This is a genomic window from Lactobacillus sp. ESL0700, from assembly GCF_029392095.1.
In the GTDB taxonomy this organism is placed as follows: Bacteria; Bacillota; Bacilli; order Lactobacillales; family Lactobacillaceae; genus Lactobacillus.
Map to the genome: position 1 here is coordinate 436253 of NZ_CP113930.1, position 25201 is coordinate 461453.

General features: G+C 36.7%; 22 protein-coding genes. 17 read left to right on the plus strand and 5 right to left on the minus strand.

The window, feature by feature from the left end; translation table 11 throughout:
* Positions 1 to 104 precede the first annotated feature (104 nt).
* Both OZX63_RS02310 and OZX63_RS02315 read left to right on the plus strand, forming a co-directional pair.
* On the plus strand, positions 105 to 1466 hold the full coding sequence (locus OZX63_RS02310) for a glycoside hydrolase family 1 protein (protein ID WP_277144217.1): 1362 nt from the start codon (positions 105 to 107) through the stop codon (positions 1464 to 1466).
* 18 nt (positions 1467 to 1484) lie between these two features.
* Positions 1485 to 2816: a PTS transporter subunit EIIC gene (locus tag OZX63_RS02315; RefSeq protein ID WP_277144219.1), complete on the plus strand. Its 1332-nt coding sequence runs from the start codon at positions 1485 to 1487 to the stop codon at positions 2814 to 2816.
* Between the two features lie 83 nt (positions 2817 to 2899).
* Here the strand turns inward: OZX63_RS02315 and OZX63_RS02320 are convergent, their stop codons facing one another.
* A complete protein-coding gene (locus OZX63_RS02320; RefSeq protein ID WP_277144221.1) occupies positions 2900 to 4348 on the minus strand; it encodes a 6-phospho-beta-glucosidase in 1449 nt (482 codons plus the stop codon).
* Positions 4349 to 4539: 191 nt separating this feature from the next.
* On the opposite strand from OZX63_RS02320, the gene OZX63_RS02325 reads away from it, so the two are divergent.
* The 8 genes from OZX63_RS02325 (at position 4540) to OZX63_RS02360 (ending at position 10960) form a co-directional block, all read left to right on the plus strand.
* A complete protein-coding gene (locus OZX63_RS02325) occupies positions 4540 to 4875 on the plus strand; it encodes a PTS sugar transporter subunit IIB (RefSeq protein ID WP_277133773.1) in 336 nt (111 codons plus the stop codon).
* A gap of 14 nt (positions 4876 to 4889) precedes the next feature.
* Positions 4890 to 5384: a PTS cellobiose transporter subunit IIA gene (locus OZX63_RS02330; protein ID WP_277144223.1), complete on the plus strand. Its 495-nt coding sequence runs from the start codon at positions 4890 to 4892 to the stop codon at positions 5382 to 5384.
* Positions 5385 to 5420: 36 nt separating this feature from the next.
* Positions 5421 to 6779: a PTS cellobiose transporter subunit IIC gene (gene celB, locus OZX63_RS02335; RefSeq protein ID WP_277144225.1), complete on the plus strand. Its 1359-nt coding sequence runs from the start codon at positions 5421 to 5423 to the stop codon at positions 6777 to 6779.
* A gap of 161 nt (positions 6780 to 6940) precedes the next feature.
* Complete coding sequence (locus OZX63_RS02340; RefSeq protein ID WP_277144227.1) at positions 6941 to 7411, plus strand: DNA starvation/stationary phase protection protein; 471 nt, start codon at positions 6941 to 6943, stop codon at positions 7409 to 7411.
* Between the two features lie 157 nt (positions 7412 to 7568).
* On the plus strand, positions 7569 to 8381 hold the full coding sequence (gene yidA, locus OZX63_RS02345; protein ID WP_277144228.1) for a sugar-phosphatase: 813 nt from the start codon (positions 7569 to 7571) through the stop codon (positions 8379 to 8381).
* A gap of 106 nt (positions 8382 to 8487) precedes the next feature.
* Positions 8488 to 9180 (plus strand): ribose-5-phosphate isomerase RpiA, encoded by a 693-nt coding sequence (gene rpiA, locus OZX63_RS02350; protein ID WP_277144230.1) that lies wholly within the window; start codon positions 8488 to 8490, stop codon positions 9178 to 9180.
* A gap of 122 nt (positions 9181 to 9302) precedes the next feature.
* Positions 9303 to 10223, plus strand: a complete 921-nt coding sequence (locus OZX63_RS02355) for a nucleoside hydrolase (RefSeq protein WP_277144232.1) — start codon at positions 9303 to 9305, stop codon at positions 10221 to 10223.
* A gap of 11 nt (positions 10224 to 10234) precedes the next feature.
* On the plus strand, positions 10235 to 10960 hold the full coding sequence (locus tag OZX63_RS02360; protein ID WP_277144234.1) for a GntR family transcriptional regulator: 726 nt from the start codon (positions 10235 to 10237) through the stop codon (positions 10958 to 10960).
* A 72-nt stretch (positions 10961 to 11032) separates the two neighbouring features.
* On the opposite strand, the gene OZX63_RS02365 is transcribed toward OZX63_RS02360, so the two are convergent.
* Positions 11033 to 11797 (minus strand): DeoR/GlpR family DNA-binding transcription regulator, encoded by a 765-nt coding sequence (locus OZX63_RS02365; RefSeq protein WP_277144235.1) that lies wholly within the window; start codon positions 11795 to 11797, stop codon positions 11033 to 11035.
* Positions 11798 to 12083: 286 nt separating this feature from the next.
* On the opposite strand from OZX63_RS02365, the gene OZX63_RS02370 reads away from it, so the two are divergent.
* The 4 genes from OZX63_RS02370 (at position 12084) to OZX63_RS02385 (ending at position 18713) form a co-directional block, all read left to right on the plus strand.
* A complete protein-coding gene (locus tag OZX63_RS02370; RefSeq protein ID WP_277144237.1) occupies positions 12084 to 14483 on the plus strand; it encodes a phosphoketolase family protein in 2400 nt (799 codons plus the stop codon).
* A gap of 768 nt (positions 14484 to 15251) precedes the next feature.
* Complete coding sequence (locus OZX63_RS02375) at positions 15252 to 17921, plus strand: calcium-translocating P-type ATPase, PMCA-type (RefSeq protein ID WP_277144238.1); 2670 nt, start codon at positions 15252 to 15254, stop codon at positions 17919 to 17921.
* Entirely contained in the window at positions 17921 to 18307 is a 387-nt protein-coding gene (locus OZX63_RS02380; protein WP_277144240.1) for a nuclear transport factor 2 family protein, read from the plus strand. Before OZX63_RS02375 ends, OZX63_RS02380 begins: the two co-directional genes overlap by 1 nt.
* A gap of 85 nt (positions 18308 to 18392) precedes the next feature.
* A complete protein-coding gene (locus OZX63_RS02385) occupies positions 18393 to 18713 on the plus strand; it encodes a hypothetical protein (RefSeq protein WP_277144241.1) in 321 nt (106 codons plus the stop codon).
* Between the two features lie 224 nt (positions 18714 to 18937).
* On the opposite strand, the gene OZX63_RS09710 is transcribed toward OZX63_RS02385, so the two are convergent.
* Complete coding sequence (locus OZX63_RS09710; protein ID WP_348535264.1) at positions 18938 to 19531, minus strand: hypothetical protein; 594 nt, start codon at positions 19529 to 19531, stop codon at positions 18938 to 18940.
* Entirely contained in the window at positions 19504 to 19785 is a 282-nt protein-coding gene (locus tag OZX63_RS02395; protein WP_277144245.1) for a helix-turn-helix transcriptional regulator, read from the minus strand. Before OZX63_RS02395 ends, OZX63_RS09710 begins: the two co-directional genes overlap by 28 nt.
* Positions 19786 to 19959: 174 nt before the next feature.
* On the opposite strand from OZX63_RS02395, the gene OZX63_RS02400 reads away from it, so the two are divergent.
* A complete protein-coding gene (locus tag OZX63_RS02400) occupies positions 19960 to 20901 on the plus strand; it encodes an MraY family glycosyltransferase (RefSeq protein ID WP_277144247.1) in 942 nt (313 codons plus the stop codon).
* Between the two features lie 58 nt (positions 20902 to 20959).
* On the opposite strand, the gene OZX63_RS02405 is transcribed toward OZX63_RS02400, so the two are convergent.
* The gene (locus OZX63_RS02405) at positions 20960 to 21409 is read right to left on the minus strand and encodes a GAF domain-containing protein (RefSeq protein WP_277144249.1); all 450 of its coding nucleotides are present in this window, start codon (positions 21407 to 21409) and stop codon (positions 20960 to 20962) included.
* Positions 21410 to 21553: 144 nt separating this feature from the next.
* Between OZX63_RS02405 and OZX63_RS02410 the strand changes: the two genes are divergently transcribed.
* Together OZX63_RS02410 and OZX63_RS02415 are read left to right on the plus strand one after the other, a co-directional pair.
* Positions 21554 to 22960, plus strand: coding sequence for a DHA2 family efflux MFS transporter permease subunit (locus OZX63_RS02410; RefSeq protein WP_277145087.1), 1407 nt, complete (start codon positions 21554 to 21556; stop codon positions 22958 to 22960).
* 201 nt (positions 22961 to 23161) lie between these two features.
* A complete protein-coding gene (locus OZX63_RS02415; RefSeq protein WP_277163674.1) occupies positions 23162 to 25201 on the plus strand; it encodes a BglG family transcription antiterminator in 2040 nt (679 codons plus the stop codon).

A 25201-nucleotide genomic window follows, 5' to 3' on the forward strand; every position in this document is an offset into this window, starting at 1 on the left:
ATCTTTACTTACGTCTTAGCAAAGATTTACTTTAAATTCAAATGGAATTATTATCTTAATTGAAAGCGATTGCAATTACTTTTAATTAGGAGAGAAGAGATTATATGACTGAATTTTTCTGGGGTAATTCAACCTCAAGTATGCAAACTGAAGGTGGCTGGAATGAAGGCGGTAAGAGCTTATCCGTCTATGATATTCGCAAGCCAGGACCTAATGTCAGTGACTGGCATTTTGCTAATGATAATTATCATCATTTTACTGAAGACTTTGATTATTTACAAGATTTGGGAATGAATATGTATCGTTTTCAAATTTCTTGGTCGAGAGTAATTAAAGATGGTGATGGTGAGATTAACGAGGAAGGCTTGAAATATTATGACAAGCTTGTTGACGCCTTATTGAAGCGAAATATTAAGCCAATGATTTGCTTATATCACTTTGATATGCCACTGCATTTGGCTGAAAAGTATAACGGCTTTATTGATAAGAAAGTTTGTGCGGCGTTTATCAGATATGCCAAAGTAGTCGTTGATCATTTTGCAGATCGTGTAAAATATTGGATTACATTTAATGAACAAAATATTTATCATACGTCAGGAGCTTTTAAAATTGCTGGCTATCTTAAGGGTGAAGAGACGTTAACAGAGTTATATCAAATTTCACATAATGTAATGTATTGTCATGCAGCAGTAGCAAATTATATTCATGAACAAACTGATGCACAGGTTGGTGGCATGTTGGCTTATAACCAAGTTTATCCAGCAACGGCAAGTCCTAAGGATAGTTTTGCTGCTCATCAAATTGATGAATTTTTAAACTTCAATTTATTAGATGCTTTTAGTTATGGTAAGTATTCTGCAGCTGTTTTACAGTTTGTCAAAGAGAAGCAACTTAAAATCAACTACACAGAAGAAGAACTTAAGCAAATTTCTGCCTTAAGAAGTGACTTTTTAAGTTTTAGCTATTATTCATCAAGCACAATTGATGCAAGTAAAATCCCTGAAGGAACAGCACCAAATATGTATTTAGATTTTGGTAGAAAAGAAAATCCATATCTAAAGTCAACGGAGTGGGGCTGGCAAATAGATCCGATGGGATTTAGGGATGTCTTGAACAAAATTTATCATAGATACCATCTTCCTGTTTTTCCAATTGAAAATGGAATCGGTGTTCGTGAAAAATGGGATGGTAAAAATCCAATAGAGGATGATTACCGAATTGATTATCATCGTAAGCATATTATGGCTATGCAAGATGCAATTAATAAAGATGGCGTAAATGTTATTGGTTATCTTGGCTGGGGACTAATTGATATTTTAAGTTCCCAAGGTGACATGGATAAACGTTATGGAGTTGTTTATGTTAACCGCACTAATCATGATTTGCGTGATATGAAGCGGGTCCCAAAAAAGAGCTATTATTGGCTGCGCAAAGTAATTCATTCAAATGGTAAAGATTTATCTTAATTCATGGGGGTGTTTGTAATGAATGATGCAACGAATACACAAAATCATCCAAAATTACAAAGATTTTTAGATAAGTTTACAGAAATATCTGTAAAGGTAGGTAATCAGGTTCATCTGCGTTCATTAAGGGATGCATTTGCGACGTTGATGCCAATGTTTATTTTAGCTGGGGTGGCAGTTTTATTTAATAATGTTATTTTTACTTGGCTTTTTAAAGGAGCGACCTTAGCTAGATTGCAAGTTTTTGGTACCGCATTAACTAATGGTACTTTAAATATAGCTAGTATTTTAATTGCACCGATGATTGCTTATTTTTTAGCTAAAAATAAGTCTTTCAACAATCCAATTTCAGCATCTGCTATTGCAATATCTGCTGTTTTTATTATGTTAGCAATTAATGTTAGTGTTGTTCCTAATGGCGCAAAAGCAGCAGTAAGTGTTACAGGTGCGGTTTTATATTCGCAGGTTGGTACAACAGGAATGTTTGCTGGTATCATTATTGGACTGATTGCCACCGAAATTTATATGAAATTATCAAGTGTTAAAGCATTGAAGATAAATTTAGGTGACCAAGTTCCTCCAGCGGTTGGACAAAGCTTTTCAGTTTTATTACCATCTTTGTTAACTTTGGGGTTATTCGGGATAATTGCGGCAATTTTTGCCTACTTTAATACTGATTTGGTAACTTTAATTTCTCGGTTAATTCAAGAACCATTACGGCAAGTTAATACTTCATTACCAGGCTTTTTGTTAATTTATTCTACGGGGAATTTCTTATATACGTTAGGTATTCACCAAACTGTCATTAATGGTTCGCTACTTGATCCATTAAATTTAGTAAATATGAATGAAAATATGGCAGCAGTAGCTGCCGGTAAACAACCGACTCATATTATTAATACCGACTTCGTAACTGTTTATTCGCAAATGGGTGGTACTGGACTGACAATTGCATTAATTATTGCAGTTTTACTTGTTTCTCATTATCAACCATACAAGGATGTTGTTAAATTAGCTTCTGTTCCAGGGATATTTGAAATTAACGAGCCAATAATCTTTGGTTTCCCAATTGTTTTCAATATTCCAATGATTATTCCATTTGTGCTAAGTCCTGTTATTGGCTCATTAATTGGTTATTTTGCTACAGTAATTGGATTTGTTAAGCCATTAAGTGTGCTTGTTCCGTGGACAACACCGCCAATCCTAAGCGCGATTATTGCTAGTGCGGGTGACTGGAAAGTAGTGCTAGTCCAAATTATTATATTGGCTGTATGTACTATCTTTTACATTCCATTTATTAAAATTTCTGAGCGAGTTGCTCTAAAACAAGCTGAAGTAGCACAAGGTTAAGTCAGCAAAGGTAATTTTATATACGCAAAAAAGGTTTCTATAAATAATGTAGAAACCTTTTTCGTTTTGAATTATTAGAACTATTAATCTAAGTCTTGACCGTTTGACTTAATTACTTTTTGGTACCAGTAGAATGAATCCTTGCGTGACCGCTTCAGAGTACCTTCACCAGCGTCGTTTTTGTCAACGTAAATAAAGCCATAACGCTTATCCATTTGACCAGTGCCGGCGGATACCAAGTCAATTGGTCCCCAAGGTAAGTAGCCCATTAAGTCTACACCGTCAAGAGCAACAGCCTTTTCCATTTCAGAAATGTGTTTACGTAAGTAGTTAACACGATAGTCATCGTGGATTGAGCCGTCTGCTTCAACCTTGTCATAAGCTCCAAGTCCATTTTCAACAATGAATAATGGTAGGTGGTAGCGGTCTGTCAAATGGTTTAATGCAATTCGTAAACCTTCTGGGTCAATTTCCCAGCCCCAGTCACTACGTTCTAGTGTTGGGTTAACGTCAATTGCTTGAGCGAGATCGCTTAGTTCGTCAGGCTTAACCTTTTTAGCGGAAACAGTCGTGGTTTGGTAGTAGCTAAAGCCAATATAGTCAACTGTACCTTCTTTTAGAACAACCCGATCTTCATCAGTAATATCAGGACGATAGCCATGACGTTCAATGTAGGCTTCAACTTCTTTAGGATATTCACCAAAAGCATGAACATCTGAGAACCAGTCACGTCTTTGTTCAAATTTATCGGCTAATAATACATCATCAGAAGATGGTGTCAATGGTCTTACTGGTGAGTAATTAATCATGCAGCCGATTTGAAGGTTAGGATTAATCTTGTGCCCAACATTAACAGCTAAAGCTGAAGCAACTAATTCATAATGAGCAGCTTGGAACATTGCGGCTTCTTTTTCTTGATCTGACATGCCCTTTTTAAATAAGATGCCTGAATTGGTAGCCATTGAAAAGTCATTGCCGTAGTCTGATTGATTATCGATTTCGTTAAAAGTCATCCAATACTTAACTTTATCTTGGTAACGTTTGAAGCAAACTGTTGCAAAACGTAAGAAGAAGTCGATTACTTTCCGATTAGTAAAGCCGTTATACTTTTTAGCCAAATGGAATGGCATTTCAAAGTGGGACAAGGTAACAACAGGTTCAACCCCATATTTATGGCAAGTGTCGAATAATTTGTCGTAAAATTCCAGTCCTGCTTCGTTTGGTTCCTGATCATCACCATTAGGGAAAATCCGTGTCCAAGCAATTGAAGTTCTAAAGGCCTTAAAGCCCATTTCAGCCATCAACTTAATATCTTCATCATAATGATGGTAAAAATCAATTGCGCTATGGTTAGGATAATTCTTACCGGGAATAATACCGTCAGTTATTTCTCTGGGCTTAGTGGCAGAGCCAACAGTCATGACATCGGCCATTGACACGCCTTTATTATCTTCATTCCAAGCACCTTCTAATTGGTGAGCGGCAACTGCACCACCCCATAAAAAGTCATCTGGCATTTTTGCTGAATACATAAGAAACCTCGCTTAATAATTTTAATCAGTTAATAACGCTTACAAATAGCATTGTATAATAAAAATTTGTATTTTCAATAATAACTTTTAAGATAAACAAAAAATTAATATTTATTTGCACTTTTTTGAAAACGCTTTATAATATATTGCATAGAACAATATCTATAGGATACATTTTAGGAGGAAATATTATGGCAGAACAAACTATTATGCTGAATTGTGCAGCAGGAATGAGTACATCATTGTTGGTAACTAAGATGCAGGAAGCAGCAAAAAAGCAAGGCATCGATGCAAAGATTTTTGCATGTCCAGCATCAGAAGCACCTCAGCATTTAGACCAAGAAACCATTGATTGCTTATTGTTAGGGCCGCAAGTTCGTTATATGGAAGACGATATGAAAGGCAAGGTTAAAGGCAAGGGCAAAGATGGTAAGGATGTTCCTGTTGCTGTAATTGATATGCAAGCTTATGGCATGATGAATGGTGAAAAAGTCCTTAAGCAAGCCGAAGACTTGATTAACGGTTAGAGGTATTAGATAGGATGGCCAATGAAAAGGATGAAATAGCTCGTAAAAAATATGAAGATAATTTGAAATATCTTTATTTTAGTCGGTATCTAATGTTGAGATATTCAGTCACTGCGTATTTGTTTACAAACATATTTTGGCTAATTTTTTCATTACCATATAAAAAGATAGTTGGAATTATTACTGCCGCAATAATGACAATTTTTGTGGCGATAGCGGCTATTGAACAGCTAAGTAAAATGCATAATCATGACTTAGATGTGCCGATAACCAGAGTCTATTTTTGGATTCAAATCATTGTAAATGTCTTGCTGATTGTTTTGTTAGAGTTTCCAATAGGAAAGTATTTTTTCCCGTTTGTTTCTGATCAAAGCAGTAAGGTACTAATTCTTACCATTTTATTAGTTGGGATAGTTCTTGCTTGTTGTTGTGAAGTACGAATTAAAAATATCGTTAAGGGAAAAGATCGCTATGCCAAGGTAATTGCAACATTTAAAAAGAATAATTAAGGCCAGATAAGGCTTTACTGTTAGGAGGAAAACTTTATGGCTGAAGAAGAGAAAAAGCCGTTGAAAGACCGAATATCTGTATTAATCGGTAAGTTTGCGGCTACTAGATTTGTTCGTGCGATCATGGATGCTGGCTACAGTGTAATTTCGTTTACTATTGTTGGAGCGTTTTTCCTGATTTTGACAGTTTTACCTGATGTAGTTAGAAACCCAGGATTTACAAGCTTTTATAATAGTACGATTGGTCGTTTTGACAATTTATATCAAGCTGTTTATAACGCTACTATGGGAATTTTGGCATTAGTCTTTTCAGGGACGTTTGCTTATTCCTATACCAAGATATACCGCGATGAGGAACACATTAATTTGATCCCAGTTAACGGCTTAATGATGTTCTTAATGGCATTCTTTATCACCGTACCAGAATTAATCTGGAAAAATGGTACAGTTCAATTTGTTACCATGTTTACTAAAGATAAGATGCTAGCAGGTGGTTACCAAGCTTCAGAAACTGCCGGTGTTTACCGGATTGGTGCCGTTGGTATCTTTATTGGTTTAGTAATTGCGTGGCTAACTGTTCAGATTTATCGTTACACAATTAAGCATAATTGGCGAATTAAAATGCCAGCTTCAGTACCAGCTGGGGTATCAAACTCGTTTAGTGCCTTGATTCCTACAGCTTGTGTATCAATTATCGTTGCTGCAATTAATATGGCATTGGTCTTAGCAGGAACGGATTTGTTTAAGGTACTGTTTGTCCCATTCTCATTTATTAGTAACATTGCTGATAGTTGGTGGGGAATCTTAGTTATCATATTCTTAATTCACTTCTTATGGTGGTTTGGAATTCATGGTGCAACAATTATCAGTTCCTTCTATACGCCAATTGTATTGGCTAACTTGCAGGCCAACCAACATGGTGGTGCTTATCACGTGTTTGCTGGTGAATTTACGAATGCGTTTGTTACGATTGGTGGTTCTGGTGCAACATTAGGTGTTGCTATTTGGTTATTGTTACGTGCTCGTTCGGCACAATTAAAGGAAATAGGTAAAGTAGAAATTGTTCCTGCAATCTTCAATATTAATGAACCATTGATTTTTGGTTTGCCAGTAGTTTACAATGCTAACTTAATGATTCCATTTATTGTGGCTCCAATGGCTTCAAGTTTGGTAGCTTATCTAGGAATTGCAACACACTTGGTTCCTAAGATTATTGCACAACAACCATGGCCGTCACCAGTTGCATTAGGTGGACTGGTTGCAACGGGTAGTTGGCAAGGTGCAGTTTTGTCAATTGTTTGTGCGATAGTTGCATTCTTAGTTTGGTATCCATTTATCAAGCACTATGACAATGTTTTACTGAAGCAAGAAAAAGAAGCTGCAGCACAAGCTTAAAAGTTAATTTTAAACAAAACAACTAGTTTATGACTAGTTGCTTTTTAGTTATAAATAGCATAAAGTCTTACTTTTTTCACAAACAAGTTTTTAGTATTATAAGCATGTTTTTGGTATGATACAAATGTAACCAAAAGTGTTTGAATAGGAGGAATTTTATTATGAAATATCCTAAGACTAAAGAAGTTTTAAATCAATTAGTAGCGGATTTGACGCAATTGCACATGATTGTGCACCAACACCATTGGTACATGCGCGGTGAGCGCTTTTTGAAGTTACATCCATATCTTGATAAGGTAATGGACGAATTGGCTGATCAACAAGATTTAGTTGCAGAACGGTTAATTACCTTAGATGGTTCACCAGTTTCAACTCTTAGCGACATTGCTAAAACAACTAAAATCAAGGACGAAGAACCAAACTGGAACGAAACAATTGATGAGCGTTATGCCAAGATTATTGCTGGTTATCGGCAATTAGAGCAAGACTATCAAAGAGGTTTGGAAGTCAGCGACGAAGAAGGCGATTATTCAACTAATGACTTGTTCACCACTTGTCATACAGAGGTTGAAAAGCGAATTTGGATGATGTCTGCAGAGATTAATCAGGCACCAGGAATTGATCCAGAATAATTAATGCTAAAATAAAAAGCTTGAATTTAGGCTGTGAACATACAGTCGATTCAGGCTTTTTTGTTTATTAAAATCTTGCAACTAAACTTCTTAATTTATCTTGGAATGGTGCTGACTCTGCGGTATTCTTAAATAAAAAGAAAGAGATTAAGTCTAGATGACAAAGATTAAATTAATAGCAATCGATGTTGACAATACATTGGTCAATGCCAAGAAACAAATTGTGCCGCAGGTTAAAGCTGCAATTCAGGCTGCTAAGAAGAAAGGAATCAAAGTAGTTATTTGCACAGGACGTTCGCTGTCGGGAACGCAGCAGTACTTAACCGAATTAGGCTTGGCTGATTGCGATGATCAGTTTATTGTTAGTCTAAATGGTGCAGTAGTTGAGACTACTAGTGGTCAGGTGATTTTTGATCGTCATTTGCCATACAATGATTATTTGCGTTTGGAGCAGATTGCGCGCCAGTTGCACCTTCATTTTCAAGCTGTTGACGCTGAGCGAATTTACACAGCTAATCGCGATATTGGACATTATACTGTTTATAATTCACGCGTAGTTAAAATGGAAATTTCTTACCGTACTAAAGAAGAAATGGCCGACATTCCGATTTATAAAGTGATGTATTTAGACGAGCCTGAGCTTTTAAACAAGGCGATGACTAGTCCGTTATTCCAAGGCGTTCAGGACGAGGTATCATTAACTAAAACCGAGCCGTTTTATTATGAAGGGATTGCTAAAGGCTTAGATAAGGCTGCTGGTCTTGACGCGTTATGCAACTATCTAAACTTAGATGCAGGTAATGTCATGGCAATTGGTGATGAAGCCAACGATATTTCAATGATTAAGTATGCTGGTCTTGGTGTTGCAATGGGCAATGCGACACCAGCAGTTAAGCAGGCAGCCGATCAGATTACGGCCGATTGTGAGCATGCTGGCGTGGCGCAAGCAATTGAGCAGATACTAGCGTAAAGTAGCCATTTTAGTGATGTTATTCTTAGCTTCAAATACATTAAACTTTGCTATAATAAAGTTGATTTATGAGATGACGATAATTGAATAATAGAAAGTAATAACGATGGATAAAGAAGAACAGGATAAATTAAAGAAAAAAGCCGGGATTAAAGCTGCTAGCCTTGTTAAGTCAGGGATGAAATTGGGAATAGGTACTGGCTCAACAGTAGCTTTTCTAATTGATGCCTTGGGTAAACGCAAGCAAGAAGAAGACTTGCAGTTAGCTGCAATTGCCACTACTTCCAGTAGAAGTAAGAAGCAAATGGAGAGTTGGGGCTTTAAAGTTAATGAACTCGCTGAGATTGACCAGCTTGATTTAACAATTGATGGCGCCGATCGTTTTGCAGCGAACTTTGATGGCATTAAAGGCGGCGGCGGTGCCTTAACACTGGAAAAGAACGTTGCCATTAATTCGAAAAAAGTAATGTGGATTGTTGATGAGTCAAAAGTTGTAGAACATTTGAGTGGCTTTGCATTGCCTGTCGAAGTTTTACCAATTTCTTGTGAACAAAATTTTCGCCGCTTTGCGGCTGAGGGATTAAATCCTAAATGGCGAATGGCTGATGGCAAGCGCTTTGTAACTCATTATGGTAATTATATTATTGACTTAGACCTTGACCGGATACCAGTTCCACATGGTCTTGCTGATTATCTTGATCACACTGTAGGTGTTGTTGAGCACGGATTATTCCTTGACATGTGTGATGAAGTCATTATCGCGCATCGCAACGGTGAGATTGAGGACCGGGAAAAATAAAATTCCAAGATGAATTGTTGATAGAAGTGACTATTAACAGTTCATTTTTTATTTTTTAAAGAAGCAACTAGGGCTAAGATTTGGTATGATTGACATATAAACTTTTTAAAAGAGGAAATTTAATGACAAAAAAACCTTTGATTATCAGTACAGATCCCGGAATTGATGATGCAGTTGCAATTACAATTGCGCTATTTGCTCAAGAATTAGATGTCAAACTAATTGCGGCAACTTGGGGCAATGTGACACTGGAAAAGACCTTACAAAATGCGTTAAAATTAGAAACTTTTTTACAAACAAAGGTACCAGTTGTTGCTGGCGCAACAAGACCATTGCTACGGGCAGCGATTGATGCTTCAAGTGTTCACGGCAAGTCTGGGATGGATGGTTACGATTTTCCTGAAGCTGACGACTCACTATTGCTTCCTGGCTTGGCTGCGTCAGCTATTCATGAAGTGGTTGCCAAAAGTAGTACCAAGGTAACTTTAATGCAAATTGGTCCAGCGACGGATTTTGCTCTCTACTTTAGACAATATCCAGATGACCTTGCTAAGATTGAAGAATTAGTAATTATGGGTGGTGCGATTGGCCGCGGCAACTGGGGACCATACAGTGAATATAATGTTGCAGGAGATCCCGAAGCTGCGCAGATTGTTTTTGACAGTGGTGTGCCAATCAAGGTAGCACCACTGGAATTGGGTCATCAAGCCTTTATCACGCAAGAGACTTTACAAAAAATCAAGGTTTTAGGTAAGACTGGCGACATGTTGTACCATATTTTGACTAATCTCCATGATGAAACAGAATCTGACGGTCGCGAGATTTATGATGCACTGGCTGCAGGGATGCTGCTCAATCCTAAGATGTACACTTTTAAACCAGCTTACATTGTGGTTGATACCAAAAGTCCGCATGCTTATGGGGCATCAATCATGGACTTTAACAATTTCTTTGGCAAGCCAGCTAATGCCCAAGTTGGCGTTAAGGTAGATCAAAAAGTATTTTCTGATTGGATTATTCAGGCAATTAAACAAGCAAATTAGTGAGGCAGTAAATGGCAGATTTTGTTTATCGGACTGTGATGCATGATATTAAGCAGAATATTTTAAATAATAAGTATGATGGGATGCGGCTGCCCGATGAGCGCAGCTTAGCCGAGCACTACCAAGTTAGCCGCTCATCAATGAAGCGGGCAATGGAATTATTGTCACAGCAAGGAATTGTCTTCAAAAAGCGGGGCAGTGGCACCTTCATTAATCCTCTTTATTTAAAAAATCAGTCCTTATTTCGCTATGAGGGCTCTAATTTGGGGTTAACTGATAGTTTGAAAGTGCCGGGTAAAACGCAGAAAATTAAGTTGCTTGATTTTCACGTTATTAAGGTTCCCGAAAGTATCGGGCAAGACTTATTTTTAAGCAAAAATGATTTTGTGTATGAATTTCGGCGGTTGCGGCTAATGGATGACCAGCCGTTTTTAATTGAGACTGGTTATCTGCCAATCAAGATTGTGCCGGAGCTGAAGCCGCAGCATTTGCAGAACTCACTGTTTAATTATTTGGAAGATACTCAGAATAAGGTAGTTACCAAGGCCTTTTTAAATATTACAGTTGATCCTTCGAGTACGGATGACCAAAAGCAGCTGCAGTTGAAGCCAACTGAGCCAGTTGGGGTAATGGAAGGGATTTTCTTTCTCGACGATGGTACTCCGTTTGAGTTTTCAACGATGCGCGTTCATTATCAGTACATGCGTTTTAATACATTTGTTAATTTGAATAAATAGCAAAAGAGCAAGCCTAGGCTTGCTCTTTTTGTTAGGATACGTTTTGTTTAAAGAAGGAAATTATGCATCAGTTTACTTCTTTAGAACGGAAATAATTCGCGTTGTCGGCGCAAAATTTTGCTTAAGTTGGTCAGGCAATGGCTCATCGGTAATGAGCACATCAATCTGGCTCAGAGGAACAGCCATGTAAGGAGCAACTTTCGAATTGTTAAACTTGTGCTTTTCGGCAACAACAATAATTCTTTTGGCGCGCGAAGTCGCTACTTTGATTAATTCGGCATCGCTAATCTTAGGCAAGTAAATGCCATCGCTTTTAACATTAGCCGTACCAACAAAAGCGTTATTGAAACTGATTCTTTTTAATGAATCAAGTGCTGAAACGGAGTAATTAAAGCGATGTTCCTTATTAACTTTGCCACCTAAAAGTAAGATTTCCGGAAACTCAGACCGCATCAGTTCAAGTGAATTATCAATGGAATTGGTAACGATTTGTAAATTAGTACCGCTGATTAGCTGACACAATTTTTTAAGGATAGTCGATGGCCCAATAAAGTCGCATTGCTTGGAATGGATAAAATGTTGCGCCACCTGTGCCATCTTAGTTTTAATTGGTGAGTCAATCTGGTTTCGCGTTAAAAACGGCAGGCCTTCATCATCGGTATTACTAATTAGACCGCCATGAACTCTGATTGCTTGACCAGTAGAAACTAACTGAATCACGTCGCGTCTAGCGGTATCAAACGAAATATTAAAGTGTGTAGCTAAGTCGCGGGTAATTAAATGGTTCTGCCGCTCGAGCATTTGTCTAATTTCATGTAATCGTTGCTCCTGTGTCATTCTACTTCCTCCAAAATAAATTTATCATCTTTAGTGATTATTATAAATATTTTAATTAAAAAGTCAGAATTTTTATCAGCATTTATCGGTATTTATGTATTTAAGTACTGATGAAGAAAATTGTAATCCCCTAATAACCTTGATGTAGCAACGATTTAAATTCTCAAATGCTGATTTTTAAAATTGGAACGAACCAATTTTAAAAATGGTTGAACTTTTAGAAAAACTTGCTATAATATATTGTGTAAAGAGTAATTAAGTAAGTAATTGCTAAAGGAGAAATAAAATGGCAGTTGATTACGATTCAAAAGAATTTTTAAAGAGTGTTGATGCATATTGGCGCGCAGCCAATTATTTATCTGTTGGACAGCTTTTCTTAATGAGCAATCCATTATTAAAGCGTGAATTGAAGGCTAGTGATGTTAAGCCAAAGCCAATTGGTCACTGGGGCACAATTTCACCACAAAACTTCATTTATGCTCACTTAAACCGGGTAATTAAGAAGTACAACTTGGATATGTTCTATATCGAAGGTTCAGGTCACGGTGGTCAAGTAATGGTTTCAAATGCCTACCTTGATGGTTCATACAGTGAACGCTTCCCGAACATTCCTCAAAATGAAGAAGGAATGGCTAAATTATTCAAGCGCTTCAGTTTTCCTGGTGGTTCAGCTTCACATGCTGCTCCTGAAACACCGGGTTCATTACACGAAGGTGGGGAATTAGGTTATTCTATTTCTCACGGTACTGGTGCGATTTTGGATAATCCTGATGTAATCGCTGCTGTTGAAGTTGGTGATGGTGAGTCAGAAACTGGCCCACTTGCAACTAGTTGGTTTAGCGACAAGTTTATTAACCCAATAAAAGACGGTGCTGTATTACCAATTTTACAAATCAACGGGTTCAAGATTTCTAACCCAACCATTGTTTCCAGAATGACCGACGAAGAACTAACCAAGTACTTTGAAGGTATGGGCTGGCACCCATACATTATTTCTGCTTATGATGGCGGTGAATTTGATGGTTACAAGGATCACATGCAAGTTCATGAAGAAATGGCTAAGTTGATGGATACTGTGATTGAAGAAATCAAAGCAATTCAAAAGCATGCTCGTGAAAATAATGATGCAACTTTGCCACATTGGCCAATGATTATCTTCCGTGTACCAAAGGGTTGGACTGGTCCTAAGTTTGATCTTGATGGTAACCCAATCGAAAACTCATTTAGAGCTCACCAAATTCCAATTCCTGTTGCTCAAGATGATATGGAACACAAGGATATGCTAGTTGACTGGCTTAAGAGCTACAAGCCAGAAGAATTATTCGATGAAAATGGTGCACCAACTGAACTTGTTAAAAAGGACATGGCTCATGGTGACCAAAGAATGGCCATGAACCCAATTACTAATGGTGGTAAGAACCCTAAGCGTTTGGCTTTGCCTGACTATCGTAAGTATGCTTTGAAGTTTGACAAGCCAGGTTCAGTTGAAGCTCAAGACATGGCTGAATGGGCAAAATACTTGAGTGAAGTTGCTGATCTTAACCCAGATTCATTCCGTGGCTTTGGTCCAGATGAAACTAAATCCAACAGAATGTTCAAGTTGCTTGATGACCAAAAGCGGCAATGGGAAGAGCCAATTCATGATCCAAATGATGAAAACTTGGCACCAAGTGGTCGAATTATTGACTCCCAATTATCAGAACACCAAGATGAAGGTTGGCTTGAAGGCTACGTTCTAACTGGTCGTCATGGCTTCTTTGCAACATACGAAGCCTTTGGTCGCGTTGTTGACTCAATGTTAACCCAGCACATGAAGTGGTTGCGTAAGGCTAAGGAACAATATTGGCGCAAGGATTACCCATCATTAAACTTTGTTGCTACTTCAACTGTATTCCAACAAGATCACAATGGTTATACACACCAAGACCCAGGTATTTTGACTCACATGTACGAAAAGAACCGTCCAGACTTAGTTCATGAATATCTGCCTTCAGACACGAACTCACTATTAGCAATTTCACAAAAAGCCTTTAGTGATCGTGAATGTATCAACATTTTGGTAACTTCCAAGCAACCTCGTCCACAATGGTTCTCAATTGATGAAGCAACTAAAATTGCTCAACATGGTTTGTCATACATCGATTGGGCTTCAACTGATCAAAATGCTAAACCTGATGTTGTCTTTGCTTCAACAGAAACTGAGCCAACAATGGAATCACTTGCCGCAATTGATATTTTGCACAAGGAATTCCCAGATTTGAAGATGCGTTACATTAACATCATTGACATTATGAAGTTGATGAATACCAAGGATAATCCAGACGCAATTTCAGATGAAGAATTTGATCGCTTATTCCCAAGTGATGTTCCTGTAATCTTTGCATGGCACGGTTTCAAGTCAATGATGCAATCAATCTGGTTTGGCCGTAAACGTGACAACATTCATATTCACTGCTACGAAGAAGAAGGCGACATTACCACGCCATTTGACATGCGGGTAGTGAACGAACTCGATCGTTTCCACTTAGCTAAGGATGCTGTCTTAAGTGTCCCACGCTTAGCTGATAAGAGTGCTGGCTTTGTTAACAAGATGGATAACCTGCTTGCTAAGCACCACCAATACATTCGTGATAATGGTAAGGATATGCCAGAAGTTACTGAATGGAAATGGACCGGCTTGAAGTAAATAACTTAAAAGTATCTCCATAACTTATAAAGAACCTAGTTTCAATTGAAACTAGGTTCTTTGCTTTTTTAAAAAATATAATACAGATTTGATAATTTGATAGTATTATAAGAGCTGTTTTTGTATAATAAAGACTAACATTCAGATAGCTTGAACGCGGTGGTAAATCCTGATTTTAGGGAGATGATGCGTATGGTATAAGCAAGCCATGCAGCAGAATTTGTGTTAAAGAAAGGAGGAGCCGGGTACCTTGCTGGGTACTTTATTGAGAGCTAGCTGGTCAATAATATCACTAATCTTGATGATCGATATAATTATTAAGCAAATTAATATTTTATTATCTGATCTGATTGAAATGGCGATATTATCTGATTTGCTAGCGAGTTTGGTAAGATTTTTTACCAAACAAAAATAACCGCTAAGCGTTCGCACCGCAACGGTTATTTTGTAAAATAATTAATGTAATGCCACCGCTAACAAGCGCTGACGATCCTACTACAATAGGATCGTTTTTATTACTCTAAGATATTATAGCATGAGACTTACATAGTGAACAAGCTACGGCTTTTGTAATTTAATACCAGTTTTTAATTGATTTTTCTTGTTAAAACAAGCTGAATTATTTATAATGAACATAATCATAAGGGAGTAACAGCAATTACTTGCGATAAGCCCAACAGCCGAAAGAAAAAACTTTCTGGACTTATCTTAATTAGTGAGACTTGTGTGCGGTATGCATATAAGTCTCTTTTTTATTAGGAGGTAACAATGGCCCAAGATTATTACAGACAACTGGTCCAAGAAGTAGCGCATGAGTTAGACACATCGCTTTCTCAAGGATTGACTGCAAGTCAGGTAAAGCAGCGCCGAGAAAAATATGGTGCTAACAGTCTAGCCGGTAAAAAGAAGGTCAGTCTCTGGCAGCGTTTTTTAGCTCAATTCAAGGATTTTATGATTATTGTCTTGATTATTGCGGCGCTATTATCGGGATTTGTCGCTCAAGAGTGGACTGATGCGGCGATTATCATGATTGTCGTTTTATTAAATGCGATTTTGGGTGTTGTTCAAGAGGCACGTTCAGAAGAAGCAATTAACGCGTTGAAAAAGATGGCCACGCCAAGTGCGCATGTTCGGCGTAATGGTCAAGTTGAAGAAATTCCTAGCACTGAATTGGTCCCCGGCGATGTAGTTCTGCTGGAGGCCGGCGACGTTGTACCCGCTGATTTGCGCTTAACAAGTGTTAACAGCTTAAAGGTGGAGGAGTCAGCTTTAACTGGTGAGTCGGTACCCGTTGATAAGCAAGAAGGGCAACTGGAAGAAGCGCAAGTTGCATTGGCAGATCAAGACAACATGGCTTTTGCTAATACGAATGTCACTTACGGTCGTGCTGAGGGAATTGTTACCCAAACGGGGATGAATACCGAGGTCGGTAAAATTGCGACACTGCTCAATAACACTGATGAAACCGACACGCCGCTAAAACAAAATTTGAACCAGCTGGGCAAAACATTAACGATTATGATTTTGGTCATCTGCGCTATTGTGTTTGCGGTTGGCTTTTTCACTAAGCAAGGCACAGAGCCAACCAATAAGTTGGCGATTGACATGTTCCTTGTGGCTGTGTCGTTAGCAGTAGCGGCGATTCCAGAAGGATTGCCAGCGATTGTTACCATTATTTTGGCATTGGGCACGCAAGTGATGGCTAAGCACAAGTCAATTGTGCGTAAATTGCCCGCAGTTGAGACTTTGGGTGCCACTGACGTGATTTGTTCTGATAAAACGGGAACGCTAACGCAGAACAAAATGACAGTTGAACGCGTTTATTATGCTGGACAAACTCATCAGGCTAAACAAGCGATTACCGCCAATAATCCTGCCTTACTGGCAATGCTGCTGGCAAATGATACTAAAATGTCAGATGAACAGAAGCTGTTGGGCGATCCGACAGAAACAGCGTTAGTGCAGTATGCACTTGACCACCAAATCGATGTCCAGGAGTTATTAACACAACATCGCCGCGTTCAAGAAGTGCCATTTGATTCTGAACGGAAGCTGATGAGTACTGTTAATCAAGATAGCGATCATTTCTTAGTGGCCGTCAAGGGTGCACCGGACCAACTGCTAAAACGGGTAACTAAAATTGAAGAAAACGGGCAAGTTGTCCCCATTACTGCTACTCAAAAACAAGCCATTTTAGCTGCCAATCAGACAATGGCTGAACAAGCCTTGCGCGTGCTTGGATTAGCTTATAAAGAAGTTGCACAGCCATATGATGAGCCATCAACAGATAATGTTGAACAAGAACTTGTTTTTGCCGGTTTAGTTGGGATGATTGACCCTGAGAGACCGGAAGCTAAGGCAGCAATCAAGGAAGCTAAGCAGGCTGGTATTCGGACGATTATGATTACGGGTGACTTCCAAGTAACTGCACAAGCAATCGCCCAGCGGCTTGGTATCATTAAGCCAGGCCAAGACCAACAAGTGATTACGGGAGCTCAACTTGATGAGTTAAGCGATGATTACTTGCACGAACATGTTGGCGATTACAGTGTTTATGCTCGAGTTTCACCTGAACATAAGGTGCGGATTGTTAAGGCTTGGCAGTCACAAGGAAAAATCGTGGCGATGACCGGTGACGGTGTAAACGATGCCCCAAGTCTGAAGCAAGCCGATATTGGGATTGGCATGGGGATTACTGGTACAGAAGTTTCTAAGGGTGCCAGTGACATGATTCTGGCTGATGATAACTTTGCCACAATCGTTGAAGCGGTCAAGCAGGGGCGGAAAGTCTTTAGCAATATTCAGAAGGCAATTTTGTACCTCATGAGTTGTAATGTCGGCGAAGTCTTAACCGTCTTTATGATGACGATGCTAGGCTGGGATATTTTAGCTCCTGTGCAATTATTGTGGATTAATCTGGTAACTGACACGCTGCCAGCAATTGCATTGGGACTTGAACCAGTTGAAAAAGGCATTATGAACAGGCGCCCGCGGGGTAAAAGATCGACGTTCTTTAGTGGCGGGGTAGCCAGCTCCATTATTTATCAGGGTATTTTAGAAGGAATTCTGGTGCTGACAACTTACCAATTAGGACTTAACTTTGGCCCGCATCTTGGTAATAGCAGTTTGCAGCACGGGGATGCATTAACGATGGCCTTTTTGACCCTGGGACTAATCCAATTGTTCCATGCCTTTAACTCCAAGTACATTCACCGGTCAATCTTTACTAAGCAAACATTTGCTAATAAGTGGTTTAACTGGGCAATATTAATCTCTGCCGTAGTAATGGCAGCAGTAGAACTACCATTTATGACCAAGTTCTTTGATGTAACTGAATTAAATGGTGTGCAGTGGCTGATTGTTTTACTAGCCGGTGTTTGCATGATTGTAATTGTGGAAATTGTAAAATTCTGTGAACGGAGATTGGGTGAGAAATAATGACAGAAGCAGATTTACAAAGAACAAAAATTATTAAAGATTACTTTGCTTCTTGGGTTAAACGAGATTTTACTCAGGTACCAGAATGGTTTAGTCCAGAAATATTTTATCGTGAATGTTATGGTGCCACATATCAGGGTCTACATGAGTTGATCGTTTGGTTAGCTGCCAGCTTGCCTAAGCAGACCGTCTTGGAATGGCGCATTGACGACATTGAAATCACAAATAAAAATAAATTCGTTGTGACGTGGTTCTTCCATGCTAAAGACGAAAAAGAGTATGCCTTTGATGGTGTTTCACTAATTGAATTTAAGGGTAACAAAATTATTAAGGTTAGTGAGTATTCTGCAAAACACGAATTGACAAGACCATATAAAAATCACTAAAGTCATTGATTTAAATTGTTAATTTGCTAAAATTTATCTTGTTAAATTGAAATTGACGTGTTTTTGGAGAAAAATGAGACATAAAATGATACATGAAGTTGGCATCGTTATGTTATTTCTGTTTATGCTTTTAACAGCAGTAGCAGGAATTATGAATGTTATTAAGCAAAAGCCAACGGGGTTGCAGTTGGCTTTAGATATTGGAATGGTAGTAGCAGGATTAATGGTATTTACGTACTTTATAGTGAGCTACAAAACATTCATGATTATAACTTTAATTGCTTGCATCATCATTGTGCTAGCAGCTATGCTTAACGGCTATTTAAATGGATCATTTCACCTTAGCCACCACATTATTAGAATAATTCTTATTGGCGTAATTTATATGCTGTTACTCGTAAAGTAACAAAAAAGATTGAAGGACTTAGTTCTTCAATCTTTTTAATTTCATTCGTTTTTGTATCATATCATTGATTTAAAATATCTAATACATCTTTTCTTATTCCATCGTATAAAAATGATGAAGAAACTTTTAATGGGTTTAAACCTCATAAGTCCTAAAGTTGGTTACTTTAGGCGTCATAAAAATCCTCTGTCGTAATGACATGGGATTTTAGTTTTATATAGAGTTTAAATGTTTTGATTAAAAAATTTAGATAGCTCATTGCTGTATTCAGGCATACCATTAATTTCGATTATTTTAATAAGCCAATGACAATTTTCTAAAAAACAATTTTGTGGCTGATAGTGATAAGCAATCATATTTTTAAGTAGGGAAATACAATTTTTGTAGAAGAAAACTTCAGGACTTGTTGGAATTATTTCTGCAGATTTTACAAAAAAATCTGTCTCATTATATTTGTTATTTTGAATACATAGAAAAAGAATATTTGCAATAACAACTAAAAGTGATTTTTTAATTTCGATATCTTTATTATTTTTAAACTGCTTAATTAGTTTATGCGCAATTATAATATTTTGATCAATATCATAAAGCAACATAAAATTACGATATAATTTTATGTATTTTTTGTCTAAAACACTTAAATCTAATAACAAATTTTTTATAAATTGCTTTGTATGACCATTTAAGCTGCTTAAGTCGTTATCTAATAAAGCAATGGAAGCTTCAGTAATTGCAATTTGTCTATCTTTATTAGTGATATTACTTTTTTTGATATCCAGTTTTATTTTTTCTAATTTTTTTTGGAATTTGAGTAATATGCATTATTGATAAGCTCATTAAATATTTGTTCTTGGTTATAGATTTGTTGGTCACTTTCATCCAATTCACTAAAAAAATTTATGACAGAAATATTATTGTAGTGAAGTAATTTTATTAGGTCTTCCGCAGAAAGATGATGAAGATCCTTTTCAATTCTTGTGTAATATGAACGACTAATAATGTTGCCAACCCATTTTTCCTGTGTCTTATGTTGTTGTGTACGATATTTTTTAAGTAATTTGCCAATAGTCATAAGTTTCTCCAAATTAAATAGTTCACTAATAAATGTATTATACAATATATGATTAAAGCTCAAAAATGAAGTTCATATTTGCACGTTCGTATTTGTAACAATAAAAAGATTCTTGAAAAATTTTTGTTATACTTCTTTATAAAAATTATTATCAAATAATGAAGGAACAATAAATTGACTTACTTGAATATTTTTATTTTGTCTTTCTTTGTTGTAGTTCTGACAATTCCAGTTTCCATAATTATAGCTAAAAAATTAAATTTCTTTGATTTCCCAATAGGTAGAAAAAAGCATGAAAATCCGACACCTCTACTTGCAGGGGTAAATATTTATACTTCATTTAGTATTTCTGTATTGATGGTTTCTCATAGTACTAAAAATATTAATTTGGTTTTATTATCTGGTATAATTCTCTTGATAGGCTTATATGATGATTATAAAAAAACAAAATGCCAAGATTTATCTGCTTTTAAAAAAGGTAGTCTTCAACTTTTAGTTGCTGGATTAACTTATTTAAGTGGTATAGGTATTCATTCAATAGTTTTGCCTTTTAGCAGGCTTAGAATTAGTTTTAGTCCAATTGTTAGTTTCTTTTTAACTATTATTTGGATATTTGGAATTATGACTGTAATAAACTTTAGTGATGGAATAGATGGTCTAGCTGCAACAATAGTTTTTATTTCGGCGATTACATTTTTTATTATTTTAATGATCAAAGGTTTTTATCTGGATTCATATTACTGTATGGCGCTTGCTGGATGTTGTTTAGGATATTTTATATACAATAAATATCCGGCTTCTATATTTATGGGTGATTGTGGTTCATCATTTTTAGGTTATATACTTGCAGTTATATCTTTAGATGGAATGCTGAAGCAAGCTTCAATTTCAACCATATTGGTTCCAATTGTTTGCTTGTCATTGCCAATATTTGATAATATTTTTGTCATTTTTTCTAGAATAAAGGACAAACAACCAATCTATATTGGTGATCGTAAACAACTTCATTACAGATTACTTGATAAGGGAATGTCTGTAAAAAAAGCATGGCTTTACTTGGTAATGTACTCCCTTTTGGCTTCATTTATAACATTGCTAATAATAATTTTTAAATAACAAAATATCCTTGTAAGAGTTACTTCTACAAGGATATTTTATTTAATATTGAGAAATTTCACTTCATTACTAATTCCGCAATCTTTTCTAAAAACTTCGCGTCAACTTCGTCAAAAGTTGAGAAATCATTGCTATCTAAATCTAAGACGGCAATTAATTGGTCATTTTTAATCATTGGGACGACAATTTCGGAATTAGTCGCGGCGTCGCAGGCAATATGCCCCGAAAAATTGTGGACATTAGGCACAATTTGCGTTTGCCGAGTTGCAGCTGCTGTGCCACAAACGCCCTTGCCCAGAGCAATGTGCATGCAAGCAACTGGACCTTGGAATGGCCCCAATATTAATTCATCATTTTGATAGCGATAAAAGCCGGCATAACTAACATGGGGCAGACTACTAAACAATAGGGCACTAATGTTACTCATGTTGGCAATTAAGTCATGTTCATTTTCTAGCAGGCTTTGTGCTTGCTGCAAGATTAAGTTGTAATTTTCTGTTTTTGTCATTAAAAGTTCTCCTTAAATAATAGTTTAAACCAACTTTTTAAAATTGAAAGTGCTAACAAACTTACATCAAAATTTTTCTTTTGGTAATCTAAATAAGTCGCTCTCCGCTAGAGCGAAATTAGGAGGAGTTTTTTAATGAAGAAAATGGACGCAATTGTTAAAGTCCACAGGCCATGGCTTGTAATGTCAAGCATGTTAATTGGGGCATTTGTGGGGATGTTATCTGAAACATCACTCAATATTGCTTTGCCACAATTAATGCAGGCATTCAGCGTTGGCGCGAGTCAAGTACAACTCTTAGTTACAGGATACATGCTAGTAATTGGGATTATTTTACCTTTTTCTAGTATTTTAACTAAATGGTTTACAACTAGACAGATTGTTATTTTCGGTCTAGTAGCTTTTATTATTGGTGCGATAGTTTCTGCAACAGCGCAGAGCTTTGCAATTTTACTAACAGGTAGAATGATTCAGGGACTCGGTACCGGTTTGATATTGCCACTAATGTTTACTGTGGCAATGTTAATTTTCCCACCGCAAAAGTTAGGTGCAGCCATGGGTGTGTGTGCATTAGTTATCATGCTGGCACCAGCCATCGGCCCAACTTTAACGGGAATTATTTTAGGTGCATTTACTTGGAACTTTGTTTTCTGGTTATTTGTTCCGTTCTTAGTAATTGCTTTAGTTTTAGCAATTTTTGCTTTGAAAAACGTGGGTCAAATTACCAAGCCCCACGTTGATCTTTTATCAGTAATTGAATCAGTTGTTGGCTTTTCTGCCTTAGTAATGGGTGTTAGCCTGGCAAGTGGTTTAGGCTGGAGCTCACCAATTGTTTTAGGATTATTGGTAGTTGGAATCGTTGTTTTGGTTTTGTATGCCAGAAGACAACTAAACTTAACAGTACCAGTTTTGAATTTACACGTATTTAATAAACGGGCCTTTGCCCTTGGTGCAATCAGCGTCATGCTTGATTTTGCCATTATCTTGTCAGCAATGTACCTCTTACCACAATACTTGCAACGAGGTCTATCACTGCCAGTTGCATTAACTGGAATGATCATGCTTCCAGGAGGCATTATCAACGCAGTTGTATCAGCATTTGCTGGACGGTTGTATGATTCGTTTGGTGCTAAGAAACCTGCAGTTGCTGGTTTCATCATTGCATTAATCGGAATCGTAATGTTGATTTTCTCAAATGACAAGTCATCACTAGCATACGTAGTTGCTGCCCACATTGTCCTGATGATTGGTTGTCCGTTAGCAATGTCACCTGCACAAACTCATGCTTTGAACGCATTGCAAGGACCAGAATCAGCTGATGGTAGTACCATTTTGAACACAATGCAACAGATTGTCGGTGCCTTGGCAACAGCGCTGTCAACTAGCTTCTTAAGTTTAGGACAAGCTGCTTATCAAGGTAGTAGTCATGCCGCTGCCTTTACTAATGGTGTACATTATGGTTTGTACTTTACATTAGTCTTGACAATTATCGGCATTATTATTGCCTTTAATTTTGGTGCCAGAACACCTAGTCATGATATTGAAGCCTAGTTAAGCTAAGTTAATATAACCCAAAAGATCATCACATCTTTTCTAAATTATTTTAGAAAATTTGCTGGTGGTCTTTTTTTGCTCTCTAAAAATAACTAATTGTGCTTGTGAATTTTGGGTACAGTTTATTAAAACTCGGTATGCTAAATTGGGCTTAAAGCTTGTTTTGTAAACATTGTAAACGCTTATAATTGGAAATGAATGGAGGTGAGAAAGGATTTGAATACAAAGGACAAGAATATTTTATTAAGAATTATTCAGGAAGGAAGTATTACTTCTCAAAGTTTGCAAAAGGATTTTGCTTTAACAAAAGGTCAGGTTGAATATCGAATTGCCAAAATAAACGAAGAATTGGTATTGAAGAAGTTACCGAAAATTCGGCGTAGTAAACAAAAATATTACGTGGATAAAGAAACAGCTTCTTATTTCTTAAATGACGATAAGAAGGACATCTATTTTAGTCCAGAAGAACGACGCAATATCATTATCACTTTGATTTTAGGTAGAGATAGTCCAGTTTCACTGATTGATTTAATTATTAATTTGAAAGTAAGTAAAAACACTGTACTAACGGATATTAATTCGTTACGCAAAGAATTACAAACTGTAAATCTTAATATTAAAAACACTAGAAAATTGGGCTATTTTATTGCAGGCAATGAATGGACAAAGCGAATTAGATTGCAGCAAGCTGTTAACCAAATTTGTACAACGTTTAAATTCAAAAGCGATGCAGTGACAAGTTTTATTAATTTTGAAAATTTAAGTCAGGTTCAACAAGACGTGTCAGAAATCGAGCAAGCTCTGAATAAACGCTACACAGATGAGAATTTTATTTCCTTAACATTTTATCTGTCTTTGATTTTAAAAAGAATAAAAAGAGGCAAAACAATTAAGAACGCTCAGATTGGTAAAGATAAAGACATTGAACAGACAGATGAATATCAATTCTTGATAAATAATAAAACTGTATTTTCAAATATCCCTAAATATGAGCTGCACTTTATTGCACTATGCATTTTGAGCTCAAATGTTAGTGACCAAATAAGTTCTACAGATTCATATGTCAGTCCAGAGTTAAAAAATACTCTGTGGCAGTTTATTTATAGTTTTGAGCAAAATTCATTTATTGTATTACCAAATAAGGACGAATTAATCCAAAAACTGTTTAATCACTTTAGGCCTGCATATTTCCGGATAAAGTATGGTTTTCCAACTTACAATCCGTTATACAAAGAAATCATTGAAAAGTATTCGTCTTTACATGAAATTGTTAGACAATCGGTAACACCAATTAACCAATTTTTTGGCCACGAAATTGCGAACGAGGAGATAGCCTATATCACTTTATTCGTTGGCGGGCACTTAGTAGAAAATAATCTGAATACAACGAATAACAAGATTATGACAGCAATCACTATCTGTCCCAATGGCATTTCTGCTTCTAAAATTTTGCAGGCTACTTTAGAAAAGACTTTCCCTGAATTTAGTTTTTATCCGGCTTGCACAGTGAGAGAATATAAGAATTTTATTCTACCTCATGACATTGTCTTTTCAACAGTGCCGGTTGAATCTAGCAAGAAGGTCTTTGTGATTAAAAACTTGATGGATGCCGATAATATTCAAAGCTTAAGAAACGCTGTATTTAAGGAATTGTTTAACTTGAACTATCGCGATATTAACTATGAACAAATAATTAATGTGGTTCAAAAATATTCAAAAGTCAGTGATGCTCAAGGATTAAAACGGGGCATTAAGCAATTATTAGCTACCCCGAAGAGTAAGTTAAATAGCGGCGCTACTGCAGTGAAGCCTGCAATTGTTTATTTGGAAGGAAAACAATCATGGCAAACAATTATGCAGCTGGTTTCTCAGCCTCTACTTGAGCAAGAAATTATCACAGCGACATTTTTACCAAAGCTGGAAGCTGAATATCAGAGTCAACCTGAATATATATTGATTGGCAATAAAATAGCTCTCTTGCATCTTAATCCGAGTGATATTAAGCAAAAGCTAGGTTTAAGTATTTTAGTTTCAAAGTATCCAATTAAATATGCTAATCGCAACATCCATTTGATTGCTTTATTAACTACTCCTAATAAAACAAAACACTTAAACCTTTTGTTTAAAGTCAAGCAACTTTCAGAAGATAAAGAGTTAATTAAACGACTTAGTTATTCAAATTCACAAGAAGAAGTTAAACAAATTTTAGAAACATTTTTTGAGAAAGTAGATGAGTAA